The sequence below is a fragment of the Shewanella sp. N2AIL genome (assembly GCF_022690845.1).
Taxonomy (GTDB): Bacteria; Pseudomonadota; Gammaproteobacteria; order Enterobacterales; family Shewanellaceae; genus Shewanella; species Shewanella baltica.
Genome location: NZ_JALBYT010000001.1, coordinates 287,331 through 306,038 on the forward strand (window position 1 = coordinate 287,331; position 18,708 = coordinate 306,038).

An 18,708-nucleotide genomic window follows, 5' to 3' on the forward strand; every position below is an offset into this window, starting at 1 on the left:
ACTTCTCCCACTGGTCTCGTTAATTAACTGATTCGATATTCTTTGCACTCAAGGCACTGATTAAAGCGTCCCTGAGGGTATTCTCTTGGGTTTCGTTAAGCTGCAGGCCATCGTTGGTTTGCAGCATAAAAAAGTCTTCGGCTCGCTCACCAATGGTGGTGATCTTGGCCGCGAGTAACGTCGTGTTACAACGGTAAAAGATATCGCCGACTTTTGCCAGTAATCCTGGCGAATCTAAGGCGATAAGCTCCATCATACTTGTACCATGACGACTACTTTCGAGGAAACTCACTTGTGTCGGAACATTAAAAGGTTTCATCTTGCGCGACAGTTTTCTAAAGCGTGGCAGTTTTGGGCTGTCGCTCGACAGGGCTTTTTCGAGCGCCTTACGGATACTTTGAATACGTGACAGCTGGCTAACGGGCGCGCCATCTTGCTCTAAGATCACAAAGGTATCGAGGGCATAATTATCTTTTGAGGTCATGATGTTGGCATCATGGACGTTGATATTTTTATTGTCGAGTACCGCCATCACAGTTGCGAACAATTTAGGTCTGTCTTGGCAATAGACAAAAAGCTCAGTGCCACCACGAGTCGTGTGTTTGGACACTAAGACTAATGGCTCATCCTGTTGTTTATGCTTTAAAATCGCTTCGGCGTGCCACGCGACTTGATTGGGCTGGTGGCGTAAAAAGTAATCTGCCTTAAAACGTTGCCACAGGGTATCGAGATCTTTCTCTTTCAGTCCACGGCGCAGCAGTTCTTTTTTCGCCTTGGCTTGGTATTCACGAACCCTGGCACGAATGTCGACGGGTTTTTCTTTACCGCGGGCGAGCACCCTTTGGGTCGAAAAGTACAAGTCGCGAAGCAGTGAGCCTTTCCAGTTGTTCCAGGTTTTTTCGTTGGTGGCGCAGATATCAGCAACGGTTAAGCAGTACAGATAGCTTAAATGCACGGCATCGCGGACTTTATTGGCAAAATCGGCCACCACATCGGGATCGGAAATATCTCGGCGCTGGGCGGTGACAGACATCACCAGATGATTCTCAACCAGCCAAGCGACTAGACGACCATCGTGATCGTTTAACCCGTGTAGCTTACAAAAGGCGAGGGCGTCGGCGCCGCCAAGTTTACTGTGATCGCCACCGCGGCCTTTGGCGATATCGTGGAAGATCGCGCCTAATACCAGTAAGCCCTTTTTCGGCAGTTGGTTGATGAGAATCGAGCCTAAGGGAAATTCTTCTTTTTGTTCGGCTTGAGAAAAACGCTCAATATTGAGCAGCAATCTGTGGGTATGTTCATCGACTGTGTAGGCATGGAACAGGTCAAACTGCATCTGACCTTCAATATTTCGCCATGCCGGTAAATAGGCCGATAACACGCCGTGTTTGTGCATTAAAGACAAGGCAACAATGCCGCGAGGATGGCGCAAAATTTCCATAAAGGCTTGGCGGCAAAGCGGGTTTTCTTGCAAGGCTTGCGGCTGGGCGCGTCTTGCACGGCGCAGTGAACGCAGTGTTGGCGCGTAAATGCCTTTGATGTTGGAGTTTTTAGCGACCAACAAAAATAGCCGCACAATTTCTTCGCCGCTATCGAACAGATCATCACTGAGCGCTTCGATAAAGGTGCCGCGGCGCTGGTAGTGTTTGTCTATCGATTGAATTTCTAAGGCTTTTGTGTGCCCCAGCGTTGCCCGTTTAAATAGCTGCAGCAACATTTCGTTCAGCTCCATCACTCGGCGTACCGTGCGATAGTAGCGTTTCATCATCTGCTCAACAGCAAGCTGGGTGGCGTCTTCATACCCCATAAGTTCAGCAACTTGGCGCTGCACATCAAACAGTAAGCGATTTTCATCGCGCCCCACCACCATGTGCAGGGCAAAGCGCAGCTTCCATAAAAAGTGCTGACATTCGAGCAATTCTTCTAATTCACCTTGCTCTAAAAAGTCGTATTGGACTAATTCTTCGAGGCGAGCGGCGCCGAAGTGCCGCATCGCTACCCAAGCAATGGTTTGAATATCCCTAAGGCCACCGGGGCAACTCTTGATATTGGGTTCTAAATCGAAGGCACTGGCTCTGGCATGGCGGGCATTTTGCTCATCCCGTTTTGCGATAAAAAAATCGCTTGAGGTCCAAAAGTCACTTTGACGAATGGCATCGTAAAGTTGATCGAATAAAAACTCGGGCCCTTCGAGCAGTCGTGCCTCTAACAGGTTAGTCGCTATAGTGATGTCTTCACGGCCGAGAGTAATAGTGTCGTTTAACGTACGGACACTGTGGCCGATTTCGAGATTAGCATCCCACAGAAAGGCAATAAACTGACTGAGTGCCGCTTCGGCGGCGGGTGACAAGATATCATTAAACAGGAACAGCAAGTCGACATCTGAGTGAGGATGCAGCTCCCCACGGCCATAGCCGCCTACGGCAATCAGGGAAATATCAAATTCCCTTAGACCGTGCTGTTCCCAAGCTTGCTTTACAAGGGCATCGACAAATTGACAGCGCTGCGTGACTAGCTCTTCAATCGGGGTTTTAGCCTTGAAACTGGCTAAAAGAGTCTGATTCTGTTCGATTAATGATTGTTTAGCGAGCAGAGCTATATTCATCGAGTCCCTTGTTTTTATTTTTGTTGGTTTGGCCTATCGCTCGTGATTGATGATGCGTGGGAAATCTTCATCCTCACGCAGGGTCAGTACTTCAACCCCTTTTTCAGTCACAAGTAGGGTATGTTCCCACTGGGCAGAATTTTTACCATCGGAGGTGGTCACCGTCCACTTATCATCGCGATCGAGTATGGTCGTGTGGCGACCAGCATTGATCATAGGTTCAATAGTGAAACACATGCCTGGGCGTAATACTGTGTTATCGCCGTTGCGGTAATGCATAACTTGCGGTTCCTCATGGAAACCCGAGCCAATACCGTGGCCACAATAATCTTGCACGATGGAATATTTCTCAAGGCCTGTTTTGCTTGCTTTGATGAATTTTTCGATAGTATTGCCAATTTCACCCAGTTTTAGGCCCGGACGCACCTTACGAATAGCCAAATACAGGCTTTCTTGCGCGATGCGGCACAGACGTTTGTCCTTCGCGCTCACTTCACCGATTAAAAACATCATTGAGGTATCGCCGTGATAGCCGTCTTTAATCACTGTGATGTCGATATTGAGGATATCGCCTTCTTTCAATGGTGGGTTGTCGTTCGGAATACCGTGGCAAATGACATGGTTTACAGAAGTACAAATGGACTTAGGAAAACCATGATAGTTAAGCGGCGCCGAAATCGCACCTTGCTCTTCGGTATATTTGGCGCAGAGGTCATTGAGTTCATTGGTGGTCACGCCCGGCTTAACGTGCGGAGCGATCATTTCTAATACTTGTGCGGCAAGTTTGCCCGCAGCACGCATTTTTTCAATTTCTTCAGCTGTCTTGATGACTATACTCATTGCGTTTTCTCTTGTGTCTTTAATGTCTGTTGGTCACGCAACCTAATGCAAAAATTTGTGCTTTAGGGCTATTTATGGTATAAAGCGCGCCGTTATGTTTAAGTCTTGATGAATTGTCCAAGCCAGCTTTTACTCTGCTTAGATACTTGCAAGACTAAAGATGGCGGCCATTATACATGGCTATTTGTCTAAATACTAAATCACACACGTGTCGACACATTCTTCGGGGTGCCCTCAGTTATCAATTGCGGGGTCGAAGACATGGGATACGTGGAGGTCTAACCCCCTAAATTTTAAGGTAATAGAAATGACTACAGTTTCAATGCGCGATATGCTTCAGGCCGGTGTCCACTTCGGTCACCAAACCCGTTACTGGAACCCAAAAATGAAGCCATTCATTTTCGGTGCTCGCAACGGTGTTCACATCATCAACCTTGAGCATACTGTGCCAATGTTCAATGAAGCGCTGGCTTTCATCAGCAACGTAGCTTCAAAGAAAGGTAAAGTATTATTCGTTGGTACTAAACGTGCTGCTGGCGAAGCGATCAAAGAAGCTGCTCTGTCTTGTGACCAGTACTATGTTGATCACCGCTGGTTAGGCGGTATGCTGACTAACTGGAAAACCGTTCGTCAGTCAATCAAACGTCTGAAAGAACTGGAAAGCCAATCAGTAGATGGTACTTTCGACAAGCTGACCAAGAAAGAAGCGCTGATGCGTACTCGTGAGCTTGAAAAGCTGGAAAAATCTTTAGGTGGTATTAAAAACATGGGCGGCCTGCCAGACGTATTATTCGTCATCGGTGCTGACCATGAGCATATCGCTATTAAAGAAGCTAACAACCTGGGTATCCCTGTTGTTGCAGTTGTTGATACTAACTCTGCGCCAGATGGTGTTAACTACATCGTTCCTGGTAACGACGACGCTATGCGTGCTATCCGCCTGTACACTACTTCTGTTGCTGCTGCTGCTAAAGCTGGCCGTGGTCAAGATTTGGCTGTTCAAGCTGAGCAAGACGGTTTCGTAGAAGCCGAATAATAATAAGGCGGGATGAGTTTCATCACCCTTATTAACCAAGATTTTTGATTGGTTAACAGGGGCCATTCGGCCCCTGTTTTATATCTGCAAATTAGTCGATTTTTTATAGAGGATTTAACAATGGCAATTACTGCTGCCCAAGTTAAAGAACTGCGCGACCGTACTGGCGCAGGCATGATGGATTGTAAAAACGCTCTGACAGAAGCTAACGGTGACATGGAGTTAGCGATTGACAACATGCGTAAGTCTGGCGCTGCTAAAGCGGCTAAAAAAGCGGGTAACATCGCTGCTGACGGTACTATTTTAATCAAGAATGGCGAAGGTTTCGCTGCGCTGTTAGAAGTTAACTGTCAAACTGACTTCGTTGCTAAAGATTCAAACTTCTTAGGCTTCGCAAACGCAGTGTTAGATGTTGCTGCAGCATCTAAAGTGACACTTGAAGATTTAAAAGCACAGTTCGAAGATGCACGTGTTGCTCTGGTAACTAAAATCGGTGAGAACATCAACATTCGTCGTGTTGAGTACATCGATGGTGCAAACCTATCTTCATACCGTCACGGTGAGCGCATTGGTGTTGTTGTAGCCGGTGAAGCTGACGAAGAAACCTTAAAGCACATCGCAATGCACGTTGCTGCTTCTAAGCCTGAATACGTGAACCCAGAAGATGTTCCTGCAGAAATCGTTGCAAGAGAACAAGCTCTGCAAATCGAAATGTCAATGAACGAAGGCAAATCGGCAGAGATCGCTGAGAAGATGGTTCTTGGTCGTATGAAGAAGTTCACCGGTGAGATTTCTCTGACTGGTCAAGCTTACATCATGGAACCAAAGAAAACTGTTGGCGAAATTCTGAAAGAGAAAGGCGCTAAAGTCACTAACTTCATTCGTTTAGAAGTGGGTGAAGGTATTGAGAAGAAAGAAGAAGATTTCGCAGCTGAAGTTGCTGCTCAAATCGCTGCTTCTAAAAAGGCTTAATCGCCAACGCTAAATACCCCCAAGACCGCGGCAATAGCTGCGGTCTTGTTATGACCAGGATAAAAATTATGAGCACCAATCCAAAACCCGCATTTAGACGCATTCTTCTTAAATTAAGTGGCGAAGCACTGATGGGTGACGAAGGCTTCGGCATCGACCCCAAAGTATTAGATCGCATGGCTCAGGAAGTGAAAGAGCTGGTTGAGCTGGGTATTCAGGTGGGTGTGGTTATTGGTGGTGGTAATCTGTTTCGCGGTGAAGGCCTAGCAAAAGCAGGCATGAACCGTGTGGTGGGCGATCACATGGGTATGCTGGCAACGGTTATGAACGGCTTGGCAATGCGCGACGCCTTGCACCGTGCCTATGTTAATGCCCGTCTGATGTCAGCTATCCCGTTAAAGGGTGTGTGTGACGATTACAATTGGGCTGAAGCGATCAGCTTGCTAAAATCTGGCCGAGTGGTTATTTTTGCTGCCGGTACAGGTAATCCTTTCTGCACGACCGATTCTGCGGCCTGTTTACGCGGCATTGAAATCGAAGCTGAAGTTGTGTTGAAAGGCACTAAAGTCGACGGTGTATACTCCGAAGATCCAATGAAGAACCCAGACGCCGTTAAGTATGATGAAGTGACTTATGCGGAAATTCTGGAAAAAGAATTAAAAGTAATGGACTTAGCAGCCTTTACTATGGCGCGTGATCACGACATGCCTATTTTAGTCTTCAACATGAACAAGCCTGGCGCTCTACGCCGCGTTATCATGGGTGAAGAAGAAGGCACGCTGATCAGAGCGAAAAAAGTTATTTAATGACCAAGAAGGACATTTAACGTGATTGAGAACATTAAGAAAGATGCGCAAGAACGCATGGGTAAATGTGTAGACGCAACTAAAAACCAAATGGCAAAAGTGCGTACAGGTCGTGCCCACCCAAGCCTGCTTGATTCAATTCAAGTGTCTTACTACGGAACTATGACACCACTGAACCAAGTGGCTAACGTGGGTGTTGAAGACTCTCGCACTCTGTCTGTGACTGTATTCGATCGTAGTGCTATCCAAGCCGTTGAAAAGGCCATTATGAGCTCAGATTTAGGTCTGAACCCTATGTCAGCAGGCGCGACATTACGTATTCCATTACCCGCGCTGACTGAGGAACGTCGTAAAGACTTCATTAAAGTTGTGCGTAACGAAGCTGAAAACGGTCGTATCGCCATCCGTAACGTACGTCGTGATGCCATTTCTGAAGTGAAAAAACTTGAGAAAGCCAAAGCTTGTACTGAAGATGATGTTCGTCGCAGCGAAGAAGAAGTACAAAAGTTCACCGATGCTCACATTAAAAAGATTGATGAGATTTTAGCGGCCAAAGAAATTGAGTTGATGGAAGTCTAATCTCAAGTTCGATAAGCTAGAGTTGATGCGCCGTGTAGGGGTATACTACACGGCGTTTGTCTATTTTAAAGGGCTGTATTAGATGTCATCCACAGTGGAACTTGATCCGCACCCTAGGACGAGTGAGAGTGATTTACACACTCAAACGACCTTGCCGGGACAATTACCCGAACTCGTGAAACAGTCGTTACCTAAGCATGTTGCCATTATCATGGATGGCAATGGGCGCTGGGCACAAACCCAAGGTAAACCTCGAGTGTTGGGACATAAGGCTGGTGTTAAGGCCGTTAGAAGAGCCGTAAGCACGGCAAGCCAATTGGGCATTGAATCGCTAACGTTGTTTGCATTTTCTAGCGAGAATTGGCGTAGACCCGATAAAGAAGTCCGCTTGCTGATGGAATTGTTTTTTACCGTATTACAGCGCGAAATTAAATTGCTGCATAAGAATCAGGTTAAGCTGAAGATTATTGGTGATATTAGCCGTTTTTCGGCGCGCTTACAGAAGCAAATTGCAGCTGCGCAAGAGAAGACATCAGGCAATACTGGCTTGGTTCTGAATGTTGCCGCTAACTATGGTGGCCGTTGGGACATACTTCAAGCAGCCCAAAAATTAGCTGAAAAGGTCGAAACTGGCGAAATGACCAGCAGTCAGTTCACCGAAGAAGCCTTGAGTGCACATTTGTGCATGCAAAATCAGAGTGAAGTTGATTTAATGATCCGCACGGGCGGTGACTGTCGCATCAGCAATTTTGTGCTGTGGCAGGCTGCCTATGCAGAATTGGTGTTTACCGACACCCTTTGGCCTGATTTCGATGAACAGGCTTTTCATGAAGCGATTGCCATTTTTGCAAGTCGCCAGCGCCGCTTTGGTTTGACTGGAAGTCAGATTGATGAGATGCGTGCATTGTAAAACCTCATGAGGGATTTTTTTTGCTAAAACAACGAATAATAACAGCAATTTGGTTAGTTCCATTAGTTTTGGGGGCGATCTTTTTACTCCCTGCCAACTACTTCGCTTGGGCCTTGGTCGGCGTCTTTCTCATTGCTGCAAAGGAATGGGGAAGAATTATCGATAATCAGTGTGACGTCACCCAGTGGAGCTTCACTTGTACGGTCGGTATCTTGTTGGTGGCAATTAATCTGATTGTGCCAATCGATGCGGTTTGGTTAAGCCATCAGTTACACCCTATCTATTTAGCCATTCTCTACATTGGCGCACTTTGGTGGTTTGCCTCACTATTATTAGTGGTGACTTATCCTAAAAGCGCTAAGTTCTGGCAAAAGAATCCTATGTTTAAGTCCATGTTTGGGCAGCTAACCTTAATACCTTGTTTTGTCGCCCTGATCGCGCTCAAATCCATTAGCTCTCAAGCTTCGCCTTATTACGGCCCTGTGTTGGTGTTATTGGTGATGTTGATTGTGTGGGCTGCGGATTCAGGCGCTTACTTCGTTGGCAAGGCGATAGGTAAAACCAAACTGATGCCAGCGGTAAGTCCAGCTAAAACGCTTGAAGGCTTACTCGGTGGTTTAGTGACCACTATGATAGTGGTTGGTGCGGTGATGTATTATTCGCCTGAGCAAGAACTGGGCTTAGTTGTGGCCGTGACCTTATTTGTTGCCTTAGTGTCAGCACTGGGTGATTTATCTGAAAGTATGTTTAAGCGTGCGGCCTGTATCAAAGATTCTGGCACTATTTTGCCCGGTCACGGCGGCGTGCTCGACCGCATCGACAGCCTGACTGCAGCCTTGCCGGTGTTTACCCTGATCTACATTGCATTCTGGATGTAACGCTATGCAAAATATGGTGATTTTGGGTGCTACCGGCTCTATAGGTGCCAGTACCTTAAGTGTGATCTCGGCTAATCCACTCGCTTATAGCGTGTATGGATTAGTGGCCAACGCGAGCGTTGATAAGATGCTTGCACTCTGTGTGGCCCATAAACCGAAAGTGGCGCATATGGTGGATGAAGCGGCAGCAAAACAGTTGCGTGCCGTTTTACCTGCGACGCTCAATATCCAAGTCACCACAGGCATGAATGATTTACTCGGTTTAGTAACCGCTGCTGAAGTGGATACCGTGATGGCTGCGATTGTTGGGGCTGCAGGGCTAGTACCGACGCTTGAAGCCATAAAGGCGGGAAAGCGGGTATTACTGGCCAACAAAGAAGCCTTAGTCATGTCAGGTGAGCTGTTTATTGAGGCAACTAAGCGCTCTGGCGCTGTGCTCTTGCCTGTGGACAGTGAGCATAATGCCATCTTCCAATGTCTCCCCCAAGAAGTGCAAGCCAACCTTGGCCGTTGTGACTTAGCGGCGTCGGGTATTTCCCATATTCTGTTAACCGGTTCTGGCGGACCTTTCCTGCGGTCCGAACTGGCGACACTGGCCGCCATGACACCAGCCCAAGCCTGTAAACATCCTAATTGGTCCATGGGACCTAAAATCTCCGTCGACTCCGCCACTATGATGAATAAGGGCTTAGAGTTTATTGAGGCGCGTTGGTTGTTTAACACTCAGGCTGAGCAACTGAAGGTGGTTATCCATCCGCAAAGCGTGATCCACTCTATGGTGCAGTACCGTGATGGCTCAGTTATTGCCCAAATGGGTAACCCAGATATGCGTACGCCTATTGCCCATTGCATGGCTTATCCGCAAAGAATTCATTCTGGCGTTGAACCTTTAGATTTTTTCAAAGTCGGACAGTTAAGCTTTTATGAACCTGATTTTGAACGTTTCCCCTGTTTAGCTCTGGCAATTGACGCGTGTGCCCAAGGCCAAGAGGCGACAACTGTGTTAAATGCTGCCAATGAGATGGCCGTTGAAGCTTTTTTACAGGGACAAATTGGCTTTACTCAAATTGCAAAAGTGAACGAAGCTTGTTTAGTGACTGTGCCTAAGCGCCCTATGGGCAGCATAGAAGATATTTTAGCCTTAGATGCGCAAACCCGCGTCTATGCGCGTGAGACCTTAGCAAGCATCGCTTAGCAATCGCTGAGTGATTAAATCAATGACGTAAGGAGTGGGATGTTAGATTTTTTATGGAACTTAGGTTCTTTCATCGTTGCACTGGGCCTGTTAATCACAGCCCACGAATACGGCCATTTCTATGTCGCACGCCGTTGTGGTGTCAAAGTCGAACGTTTCTCCATTGGTTTCGGTAAGGCGATTTGGCGTCGTGTCGGTAAAGACGGCACTGAATACGTGTTAGCCATGATCCCACTCGGTGGCTATGTCAAAATGCTCGATGAGCGCGTTGAAGACGTCCCAGAAGCATTAAAAGATCAAGCATTCAATCGTAAAACCGTATGGCAGCGCATTGCGATTGTGGCTGCTGGCCCGATTGCGAATTTTATTTTTGCCATCGTTGCCCTGTATTTTATGTATCTGATTGGTGTGCCGTCACTGAAACCTGTGATCACATCGACAACACCTGGAACTGCTGCCGCGCAAATCCAGGTCACTGAGCCCATGCAAATTACGGCTATTTCCGGCCAGGCTGTGCGTAACTGGGAAGAAGTGAATTTAGCCTTAGTGGGCCACATAGGCGATGAAAGCCTGAGTATATCGCTGACGCCATTGAGCGGTTTGCAGGGCCTAGATTCCAGCGCGCGCTCTTATACCTTAGATACCCGCAATTGGCATTTTGATCCTGAAAAAGAATCGCCGATTACCACCTTAGGTTTAGGGATATATCGCCCAGAAATCGACCCTACAATTGCTGCTATTAGCCCTGACAGCGCCGCAGCCAAGAGTGAGCTGAAAGTCGGCGATACCTTAGTGGCGATAAATGGTAAAAATTATACCGATTGGCAGGCTTTTGTTGACATTATTCAACATTCTGCCAATGTGCCTGTGAGCTTAACTGTGCGTCGTAATGGCGAACAGTTTAACGTGGCAGTGACACCGTTAAGCAGCAAAAGCGCCGATGGCCAAGAGATAGGTATGCTTGGGGTGAGCCCAACCCAAGCGCCATGGCCAGACAATATGCGTTTACAACTTGAATATGGACCAATCGATTCTTTCGGCATCGCAGCGGATAAAACATGGCAACTTGTTGCTGTGAGCTTTAAGATGATTGGCAAATTATTTACCGGCGATGTGTCGGTGAAAAACCTGAGTGGACCCATCTCGATCGCACAGGGTGCGGGCAGTAGTGCAAACTATGGCTTGGTCTATTTTCTCGGGTTCCTCGCGCTCATCAGCGTCAATTTAGGCATCATTAACTTGTTGCCTTTACCTGTGCTCGATGGGGGACACCTGCTGTATTACTTTATTGAAGTAATAACTGGTAAACCTGTACCTGAAAAGGTGCAGGAAATAGGATTCAGATTTGGGGCAGCAATACTGCTGATGTTGATGAGCATTGCGCTTTTCAATGATTTTGCCCGACTCTGAGCAAGGACAGACTAATAATTAGAAGTGCTCTATGAGATTGAATAAACTTTTTGCCTCGATGTTATTCGTCGGTGCGTCGTTTTCAGGGACTGTGTTGGCTGATACTTTCCAACCGTTTGAAGTGACCGACATCCAAGTTGAAGGTTTGCAGCGAGTTGCACTCGGTGCTGCCCTGTTAAGCTTACCAGTAAAAGTAGGTGACACTGTTGACCAGTTAAGAATTCAACAAGCCATTAAAAGCTTGTATGCATCGACTAACTTTGAAAATGTCTCCGTGAGCCGAGATGGCGGCGTATTAGTGGTGAAAGTCACTGAACGTCCTACCATCAGTGCCGTGACATTCGATGGCAACAAAGACATTAAAGACGAACAGTTACAGGAAAGTCTGGACGGTTCTGGCGTTAAAGTCGGTGAGTCGCTCGATCGCACTATGTTGACCGGTATTGAAAAGGGTCTGCAGGATTTCTACTACGGCGTGGGTAAATACGGCGCTAAAGTGGAAGCTCAAGTGATCAACTTACCCCGTAACCGGGTTGAGCTGAAATTTAAGTTCACCGAAGGTTTAGCGGCCGAAATCCGCCAAATTAACGTGGTCGGTAATCATGAGTTCACCGATGCTGAGTTGATTGGCATGCTGGAACTTAAAGATTATGTGGCTTGGTGGGATCTGTTCGGCGAACGCCGTTATCAGAAGCAAAAGCTGCAGGCCGATCTCGAGACCATCAAAACCTATTATCACAATAAAGGTTATATCCGCTTTGAAGTCACCTCGACTCAAGTGGCGATGACACCTGACCGTAAAGGTTTATATATCACCATCAACGTAGATGAAGGTGAGAAATATAAAGTTAAAGAAGTAAACCTGACGGGTGATTTGATGGGCCGTGAAGAGTTGATGAAATCAATTCTGCCGATCAAAGCGGGTGATATGTACAACGGCGGTGATGTGACTTTCACCGAAGAAATGTACAGTAAGTATTTAGGCCGCTTCGGTTATGCCTACCCAGAAGTCAAAACGTATCCTGAAATTGATGATAAGACTAAAGAAGTGACCTTAAACATCAATGTTAAACCGGGTAAACGTGTTTACGTGCGTGCGATTAACTTCACTGGTAACACAGTGACCAAAGATGAAGTGATGCGCCGTGAACTGCGTCAGATGGAAGGGGCTTGGTTAAACTCAGCGCAAGTTGAGCTTTCAAAAGCTAACCTTAACCGTCTTGGATTTTTTGAAACCGTTGACACTGAAACCATTCAAGTGCCTGGCACTGATGATTTAGTCGATGTCGCGGTGAAAGTGAAAGAGCAGCCGTCGGGCTCATTCAACGCCGGTGTCGGTTATGGTACTGAATCAGGCCTGAGCTTGCAGTTTGGTGTGCAGCAAAATAACTTCTTAGGCACAGGTAATCAAGCGGGTATCAGCTTGAGTACCAATAAGTACTCTAAAAACGTTAACTTGTCTTATACCGATCCTTATTGGACCAAAGACCATGTCAGTTTAGGCGGTAGTATTTATTGGAGCGAGTTTGACGCCAATGAAGCTAACTTAGAACGTTATAAAAACAGTTCTTACGGTGTGGCGTTGAACTCGGGTTTCCCGATCAATGAATACAACCGTATCAACGGTGGCATAGGTTATCGTCATAACACGATTTCTGAAATCTCTGCCTATGAGCAAGCGCGTCGTTTCTATAACATCTACCGTGATAACGATCCAAATGCGGACCTAAGTTTCGATAACTTTGAACTGAGTTTGGGTTGGTCTCGTAGCACCTTGAACCGTGGGACTTTCCCAACAGACGGTTCGTCTCAACGTTTAAACGGTAAAATGACCTCGCCAGGGTCTGATTTACAGTACTTTAAGACAGACTTTGACACTAACTTCTATTTCCCTATAAACCGTAGTCAGAGCTTTGTGTTTTTGGCCCGTGGTCGATTAGGTTATGGTAACGGTTATGGTCAGTTTAATGATAACGACCAAATTCTGCCTTTCTGGGAAAACTATTACTCAGGTGGTAGTAGCTCGCTACGTGGCTTTAAGTCAAACTCAGTCGGTCCTCGCTCCTTCTATATGTATAGTGGCAGCGAACCTTGCTTCGATCCATCCGGTGACGGCTGCAATTTCCCTCAGCCGGATCCTGATAGTATTCAAGTGAGTTCTGGTCGCTCAATCGGTGGTAACGCCCTTGCGACAGCGAGCATGGAGTTGATTGTCCCAACACCATTCTTGGATGAGGCTTACACAAACTCAGTGCGTACAAGTTTCTTCGTTGATGCGGGTAACGTCTGGGATACTGAGTTTGATTACGATTATTATAAAAATAGCTTGCCAGCAGACGAGTTTGCTAAGTTACAGGATTACAGTGATCCAGCACGTTTACGCGCCTCTTGGGGCTTAAGTGTGCAGTGGTTATCACCTATGGGTCCTATGGTGTTTAGCTTAGCGTGGCCGATTAAAGAATACGAAGGCGACCAAACAGAGATCTTCTCTTTCAATATTGGCAAAACTTTTTAAAAGGCATACACTCGGCAAGTTTTGCTGACTATAACAAGGTAACAAGGAGTTTATTTTGAACAAGATGGTAAATCGCGCGCTGATGACGTTAGTTTTGTTAGGCGCGCCGTTAATGGCACATGCTGAGAAAATTGCCGTAGTGGATATGGGTGCTGTGTTCGAACAGCTGCCACAACGTGAACAGATCTCTCAATCTCTGAAGAAAGAATTTGGCGATCGCATGGCTGATGTCCAAAAAATGCAAGAAGAAATGCGCTCTCTGATGGAGAAGCAGCAACGTGATGGTGCGTTAATGAACGATGCACAAAAAACGGAACTGGTTCGTAAAATGGAATCGCTAAAATCTGAATATCAGTTAAAAGGCAAAGCATTGGATGAAGACTTACGTCGTCGCCAAGGTGAAGAGCAAAATAAACTGTTAGTTAAAGTGCAGAAAGCCATCAACACTATCGCTGAAAAAGACCAATATGATTTGGTATTACAACGTGGTGCAGTCATTTATGTTAAGCCTAACGCTGACATCAGTGGCAAAGTGGTTGAAGCCTTAAGCAAAGGCAAGTAATAGATGAATAGTGTGACTTTAAAAGAGCTAGGCCTGTTATTAGACGGTGATATCCAAGGCGACGAAACGCTAATTATTAATAGTGTGGCGACCTTAGAACATGCCAAAGCAGGTCAAATCTCTTTTTTAGCCAACAGTAAATATCGCTCTCAGCTTGAGGAAACTCAAGCGAGTGCGGTGTTATTGTCAGCTAAAGATGCGCAGGATTATCAAGGTACTGCGTTAATTGTAAAAGATCCTTACGTCGGTTTTGCCCGTGTTGCCCAGTACTTGGACACTACGCCGAAAGCGGCGGTGGGTATCCATCCTTCGGCTCAAATTGACGCTTCTGCCCATATAGGTGAAGGTGTTGCGATTGGGGCGAATGCGGTTATTGGTGCGAACGTCATTTTAGGTGAAAATGTCCAGATAGGTGCCGGTGTCGTGCTCGGACAAGATGTGGTTATTGGCTCAAAAACGCGTTTGTGGGCTAATGTCACTGTCTATCACGATGTGCATTTAGGACAAGATTGTATTATCCATTCGGGCGCCGTATTAGGCTCCGATGGTTTTGGTTATGCCAATGATCGCGGTCAGTGGATTAAAATCCCACAAACGGGCGGCGTTCGTATCGGCGATCGGGTTGAGATAGGTGCTAATTCAACGGTAGATCGGGGTGCATTAGGCCATACCGAGATCCACGATGGGGTGATTATTGATAACCAAGTACAAATTGCCCATAACGATATTATCGGTGAGAATACCGCTATCGCAGGCAGTACGACTGTCGCAGGCAGTGTCACCATAGGTAAATATTGTATTATTGGTGGTAGTTGTGCCATCGCAGGTCATTTGAGCATTGCCGATGGTGTGCATGTGTCTGGTGGGACTAACATTACCAGTACTATGCGTGAGCCTGGTTTATACTCTTCTGCCACTGTGGCAATGGACAATAAACTTTGGCGTAAAAACACAGTTCGTTTCCGTCAGTTAGATGAACTGTTCCATCGTGTTAAAACGTTGGAAAAAAATTTAAAAACACCAGATTAATTGCTCCAAGGCAATTTGAGGAACTCGGTTCGTGTCTAATCAAATGAACACTATGGATATTAAAGAAATACTTAAATATCTGCCCCATAGATATCCATTCTTATTGATCGATCGTGTGCTGGACTACACCCCAGGTGTCAGTCTGCAGGCGATTAAAAACGTTTCAATAAATGAGCCATTTTTTCAGGGACATTTCCCGATTCAGCCTGTGATGCCAGGCGTGCTTATTTTAGAAGCCATGGCGCAGGCAACTGGCCTGTTAGCATTTAAAACCATGAGCAGTGATGTGCCGCCTCCAGGGGTGTTGTATTACTTTGCTGGTATCGACAATGCGCGTTTTAGACGTGTTGTTGAGCCAGGAGATCAAATCCATTTTGATGTCAAAATGATTAAAGAGCGCCGCGGGATTGGCGTCTTCTACGGTGAGGCCAAAGTGGATGGTGAAGTGGTTTGTTCCGCTGAAATCATGTGTGCCCGCAGAGAGATTAGTCAGTGATAGATACATTAGCGTTTGTGCATCCCGATGCAAAAATTGGCAATAACGTCACTATTGGCCCTTGGACCTATATCGGTGCAGGCGTTGAAATTGGCGATGATTGTTGGTTGAGTTCCCATGTGGTTGTTAAAGGCCCAACGATTATCGGCAAAGGTAATCGTATTTTTCAATTCGCCTCAGTAGGCGAAGAGTGCCAAGACAAAAAGTACGCTGGCGAACCCACACGATTGATCATTGGTGACAATAACGTCATCCGTGAAAACGTGACTATCCACCGCGGTACAGTCCAAGATAACAGTGAGACGCGTATTGGGTCGAACAACCTGTTTATGAACTATGTACATATCGCCCATGACTGTGTGGTCGGCGACAATGTGATCATGGCCAATAACGCTTCTATCGCGGGTCACGTACATGTGGGTGATTGGGCGATTTTAGGCGGCATGACAGGTGTTCACCAGTTTGTGCATATCGGTGCCCATGCGTTTACTGCAGGTTGTTCTTTAGTGCTGCAGGATGTACCTCCCTTTGTGATGGCGGCGGGTCAACCGACGATTCCACGCGGTTTAAACAGCGAAGGCATGAAGCGTCGTGGTTTTTCTAAAGAAAGCCAATTGGCGGTGCGCCGCGCTTATAAAACCTTATATCGCAGCAGCTTGACTGTTGAAGAAGCGATTGAAGCGTTGGCTGAAGATGCGCAGAACGATGAGCAAGTGAAATTGTTCCTTGAATTTGTAAAGTCATCGAGTCGCGGCATTATTCGCTAACTTGATGACCACACGACAACAAAAGGGCATTTTTATGCCCTTTTGTATTATTGGCTTAAGCCTATTGGGTGGTTAGATTTCGTCGTTAGTAATGTCCTTGTGCATTCAACCATCAATTAGCTTAATCATTAATTTACATCAGTATGGCTTGGAATGATGTGTTTTAGCTGTTGTTCGCCCCGTCATCCAATGTCATTCATTCATGAGACATGATTGGTTTATGAGCAATAAGACTCCATTAGTGTTTGCCATGGTTGCCGGAGAACTCTCGGGCGATATTTTAGGCGCAGGTTTAATGGCGGCGCTGCAAAAGAATCACCCCGATGCGCGCTTTGTCGGTATTGGTGGTCCCCGCATGGAAGCCCTCGGCTTTAAATCCCTGTTTGCGATGGAAGAACTCGCCGTGATGGGGATTGTAGAAGTGCTATCCCGTTTGCCTCGTTTATTAACAGTACGTGCCTCCCTGATTAAAGAGATTACCGCGCTTAAGCCCGATTGTTTTATTGGTATTGATGCACCGGATTTTAATATTGGCCTTGAGCTTAAACTCAAAGCGCGTGGCATTAAGACGGTCCATTATGTGAGCCCGTCTGTGTGGGCGTGGCGTCCAAAACGGATATTCAAAATCGCCAAAGCCACCCATATGGTGTTGTCACTGTTGCCTTTTGAGAAAGCCTTTTACGATCAGCATCAGGTGCCTTGTACCTTTGTGGGTCATACTTTGGCCGACGATATTCCCATGCAAAGCGATAAGGCAGCAGCCCGTGCCTTGCTTGGATTAGATACCGATGCTGAATACTTAGCGATCCTGCCCGGTTCCCGCGGCGGTGAGCTAAAGCAACTGGCCGAGCCGTTTGTGAAAGCGGCTTTATTGATTAGACAAAATTTCCCAGACATACGTTTTGTGACGCCGCTGGTGAATCAAAAACGTCGTGACCAATTTGAGCAAGCGCTGAAAGATTTTGCGCCAGATCTTGAAATCCACATGATTGAAGGCCAGTCCCGTGAAGTGATGGCAGCGGCCGATGGTATTTTATTGGCCTCTGGCACTGCGACGTTAGAAGCCATGTTAGTCAAGCGTCCTATGGTGGTGGCTTATCGCGTGAGCCCGATAACCTATCGCATTGCTAAGCGCATGATGCAGGTCGAGCGTTTCTCGTTACCGAATTTGCTTGCTGGAAAAGATCTCGTCCCAGAACTTATCCAAGAAGATTGCACCCCAGAGAAAATTGCGGCGGCCGTGACCCTTGAGCTCAATCGCGATTTTGCGCCGCTCAAAGCCGAGTTTGAAGCACTACACCAAGTATTACGTTGTGATGCGAGCTTAAAAGCTGCAGAAGCGGTAATAGCGCTGGTTGAGCCTAAACACACTCAGGCTAAATCGCCGGAGGCTAATTAGTGGCAACCTATAAAAGTTTAACTGAAGCCGATTTGCTGGCCTTTTCGACGGGGTTGATTGCCGGAGTGGATGAAGTCGGCCGTGGCCCCTTAGTCGGCGACGTCGTCACTGCCGCAGTGATTTTGGATCCAAACAAGCCCATCAGTGGTCTGAATGATTCCAAGAAACTCAGTGAGAAGCGTCGCGAAGCTTTGTTTGATGAGATTTGTGAAAAGGCCCTGTGTTATCACGTGGGCCGCGCAAGTCCTGCTGAAATCGATACGCTTAATATCTTGCATGCCACTATGTTGGCAATGCAGCGCGCGGTTGCAGGGCTTAAGATTGCGCCTGCGTTGGTGTTAGTCGATGGCAATCGCAGTCCGGCATTTGTTGCCCATAATGGCGTCTCGCTTACCAGTCACAGCATCATTAAAGGTGATGGTTTAATTGCCAGTATTAGTGCCGCATCGATTATCGCCAAAGTGACGCGGGATCGAGAGATGGATGTGCTCGATGCTGCTTATCCGCAATACGGTTTTGCTCAGCATAAGGGCTATCCGACTAAGGCGCATTTTGCGGCCATCGCCGAACATGGTGTGTTTGACCAGTACCGTAAAAGTTTCAAACCCGTCAAAGCATTACTGGGACTGTGAGCGCTGATTTTTAGCATTTGACCCAAACAAGCCGAAATAGGTATCTTGAGGTTGTTTGGGTATATAGTTGCCGTTAT

17 protein-coding genes are annotated in these 18,708 nt (G+C 46.7%); 15 read left to right on the forward strand and 2 right to left on the reverse strand.

Annotation, left to right across the window (positions count from 1 at the left end; all coding sequences use genetic code 11):
* Positions 1-19: 19 nt before the first annotated feature.
* Together glnD and map are read right to left on the reverse strand one after the other, a co-directional pair.
* On the reverse strand, positions 20-2,605 hold the full coding sequence (glnD, locus tag MO387_RS01335; RefSeq protein ID WP_107946955.1) for a bifunctional uridylyltransferase/uridylyl-removing protein GlnD: 2,586 nt from the start codon (positions 2,603-2,605) through the stop codon (positions 20-22).
* 33 nt (positions 2,606-2,638) lie between these two features.
* Complete coding sequence (gene map / locus MO387_RS01340; protein ID WP_226058787.1) at positions 2,639-3,469, reverse strand: type I methionyl aminopeptidase; 831 nt, start codon at positions 3,467-3,469, stop codon at positions 2,639-2,641.
* Positions 3,470-3,752: 283 nt separating this feature from the next.
* Here map and rpsB point away from each other — a divergent pair, with 283 nt between their 5' ends.
* The 15 genes from rpsB (at position 3,753) to rnhB (ending at position 18,631) form a co-directional block, all read left to right on the forward strand.
* On the forward strand, positions 3,753-4,481 hold the full coding sequence (gene rpsB / locus MO387_RS01345; RefSeq protein ID WP_037458301.1) for a 30S ribosomal protein S2: 729 nt from the start codon (positions 3,753-3,755) through the stop codon (positions 4,479-4,481).
* A 120-nt stretch (positions 4,482-4,601) separates the two neighbouring features.
* Positions 4,602-5,453, forward strand: coding sequence for a translation elongation factor Ts (tsf, locus tag MO387_RS01350; RefSeq protein ID WP_107946956.1), 852 nt, complete (start codon positions 4,602-4,604; stop codon positions 5,451-5,453).
* A gap of 68 nt (positions 5,454-5,521) precedes the next feature.
* Positions 5,522-6,259, forward strand: coding sequence for a UMP kinase (pyrH, locus tag MO387_RS01355; protein WP_006080981.1), 738 nt, complete (start codon positions 5,522-5,524; stop codon positions 6,257-6,259).
* A gap of 21 nt (positions 6,260-6,280) precedes the next feature.
* On the forward strand, positions 6,281-6,838 hold the full coding sequence (frr, locus tag MO387_RS01360) for a ribosome recycling factor (RefSeq protein ID WP_006080982.1): 558 nt from the start codon (positions 6,281-6,283) through the stop codon (positions 6,836-6,838).
* Between the two features lie 82 nt (positions 6,839-6,920).
* The gene (locus tag MO387_RS01365; protein ID WP_107946957.1) at positions 6,921-7,748 is read left to right on the forward strand and encodes an isoprenyl transferase; all 828 of its coding nucleotides are present in this window, start codon (positions 6,921-6,923) and stop codon (positions 7,746-7,748) included.
* Positions 7,749-7,768: 20 nt separating this feature from the next.
* The gene (locus MO387_RS01370; protein ID WP_063883240.1) at positions 7,769-8,626 is read left to right on the forward strand and encodes a phosphatidate cytidylyltransferase; all 858 of its coding nucleotides are present in this window, start codon (positions 7,769-7,771) and stop codon (positions 8,624-8,626) included.
* A gap of 4 nt (positions 8,627-8,630) precedes the next feature.
* Positions 8,631-9,821: a 1-deoxy-D-xylulose-5-phosphate reductoisomerase gene (ispC, locus tag MO387_RS01375; protein WP_107946958.1), complete on the forward strand. Its 1,191-nt coding sequence runs from the start codon at positions 8,631-8,633 to the stop codon at positions 9,819-9,821.
* A 39-nt stretch (positions 9,822-9,860) separates the two neighbouring features.
* The gene (gene rseP, locus MO387_RS01380; RefSeq protein ID WP_107946959.1) at positions 9,861-11,231 is read left to right on the forward strand and encodes a sigma E protease regulator RseP; all 1,371 of its coding nucleotides are present in this window, start codon (positions 9,861-9,863) and stop codon (positions 11,229-11,231) included.
* Positions 11,232-11,262: 31 nt separating this feature from the next.
* Complete coding sequence (gene bamA, locus MO387_RS01385) at positions 11,263-13,746, forward strand: outer membrane protein assembly factor BamA (RefSeq protein WP_006080987.1); 2,484 nt, start codon at positions 11,263-11,265, stop codon at positions 13,744-13,746.
* Positions 13,747-13,810: 64 nt separating this feature from the next.
* Positions 13,811-14,308 carry an OmpH family outer membrane protein gene (locus MO387_RS01390; RefSeq protein WP_011846353.1) on the forward strand — a complete coding sequence of 166 codons (498 nt, stop codon included), beginning with the start codon at positions 13,811-13,813 and terminating at the stop codon, positions 14,306-14,308.
* Positions 14,309-14,311: 3 nt separating this feature from the next.
* Positions 14,312-15,337, forward strand: a complete 1,026-nt coding sequence (gene lpxD, locus MO387_RS01395; protein ID WP_107946960.1) for a UDP-3-O-(3-hydroxymyristoyl)glucosamine N-acyltransferase — start codon at positions 14,312-14,314, stop codon at positions 15,335-15,337.
* A 31-nt stretch (positions 15,338-15,368) separates the two neighbouring features.
* On the forward strand, positions 15,369-15,833 hold the full coding sequence (gene fabZ / locus MO387_RS01400; RefSeq protein ID WP_006080990.1) for a 3-hydroxyacyl-ACP dehydratase FabZ: 465 nt from the start codon (positions 15,369-15,371) through the stop codon (positions 15,831-15,833).
* On the forward strand, positions 15,830-16,600 hold the full coding sequence (lpxA, locus tag MO387_RS01405; RefSeq protein ID WP_006080991.1) for an acyl-ACP--UDP-N-acetylglucosamine O-acyltransferase: 771 nt from the start codon (positions 15,830-15,832) through the stop codon (positions 16,598-16,600). The genes fabZ and lpxA overlap by 4 nt, the downstream gene beginning before the upstream one ends.
* A 220-nt stretch (positions 16,601-16,820) precedes the next feature.
* Positions 16,821-17,999: a lipid-A-disaccharide synthase gene (gene lpxB, locus MO387_RS01410; RefSeq protein WP_107946961.1), complete on the forward strand. Its 1,179-nt coding sequence runs from the start codon at positions 16,821-16,823 to the stop codon at positions 17,997-17,999.
* Complete coding sequence (gene rnhB, locus MO387_RS01415) at positions 17,999-18,631, forward strand: ribonuclease HII (protein ID WP_107946962.1); 633 nt, start codon at positions 17,999-18,001, stop codon at positions 18,629-18,631. The genes lpxB and rnhB overlap by 1 nt, the downstream gene beginning before the upstream one ends.
* Positions 18,632-18,708: the final 77 nt, after the last annotated feature.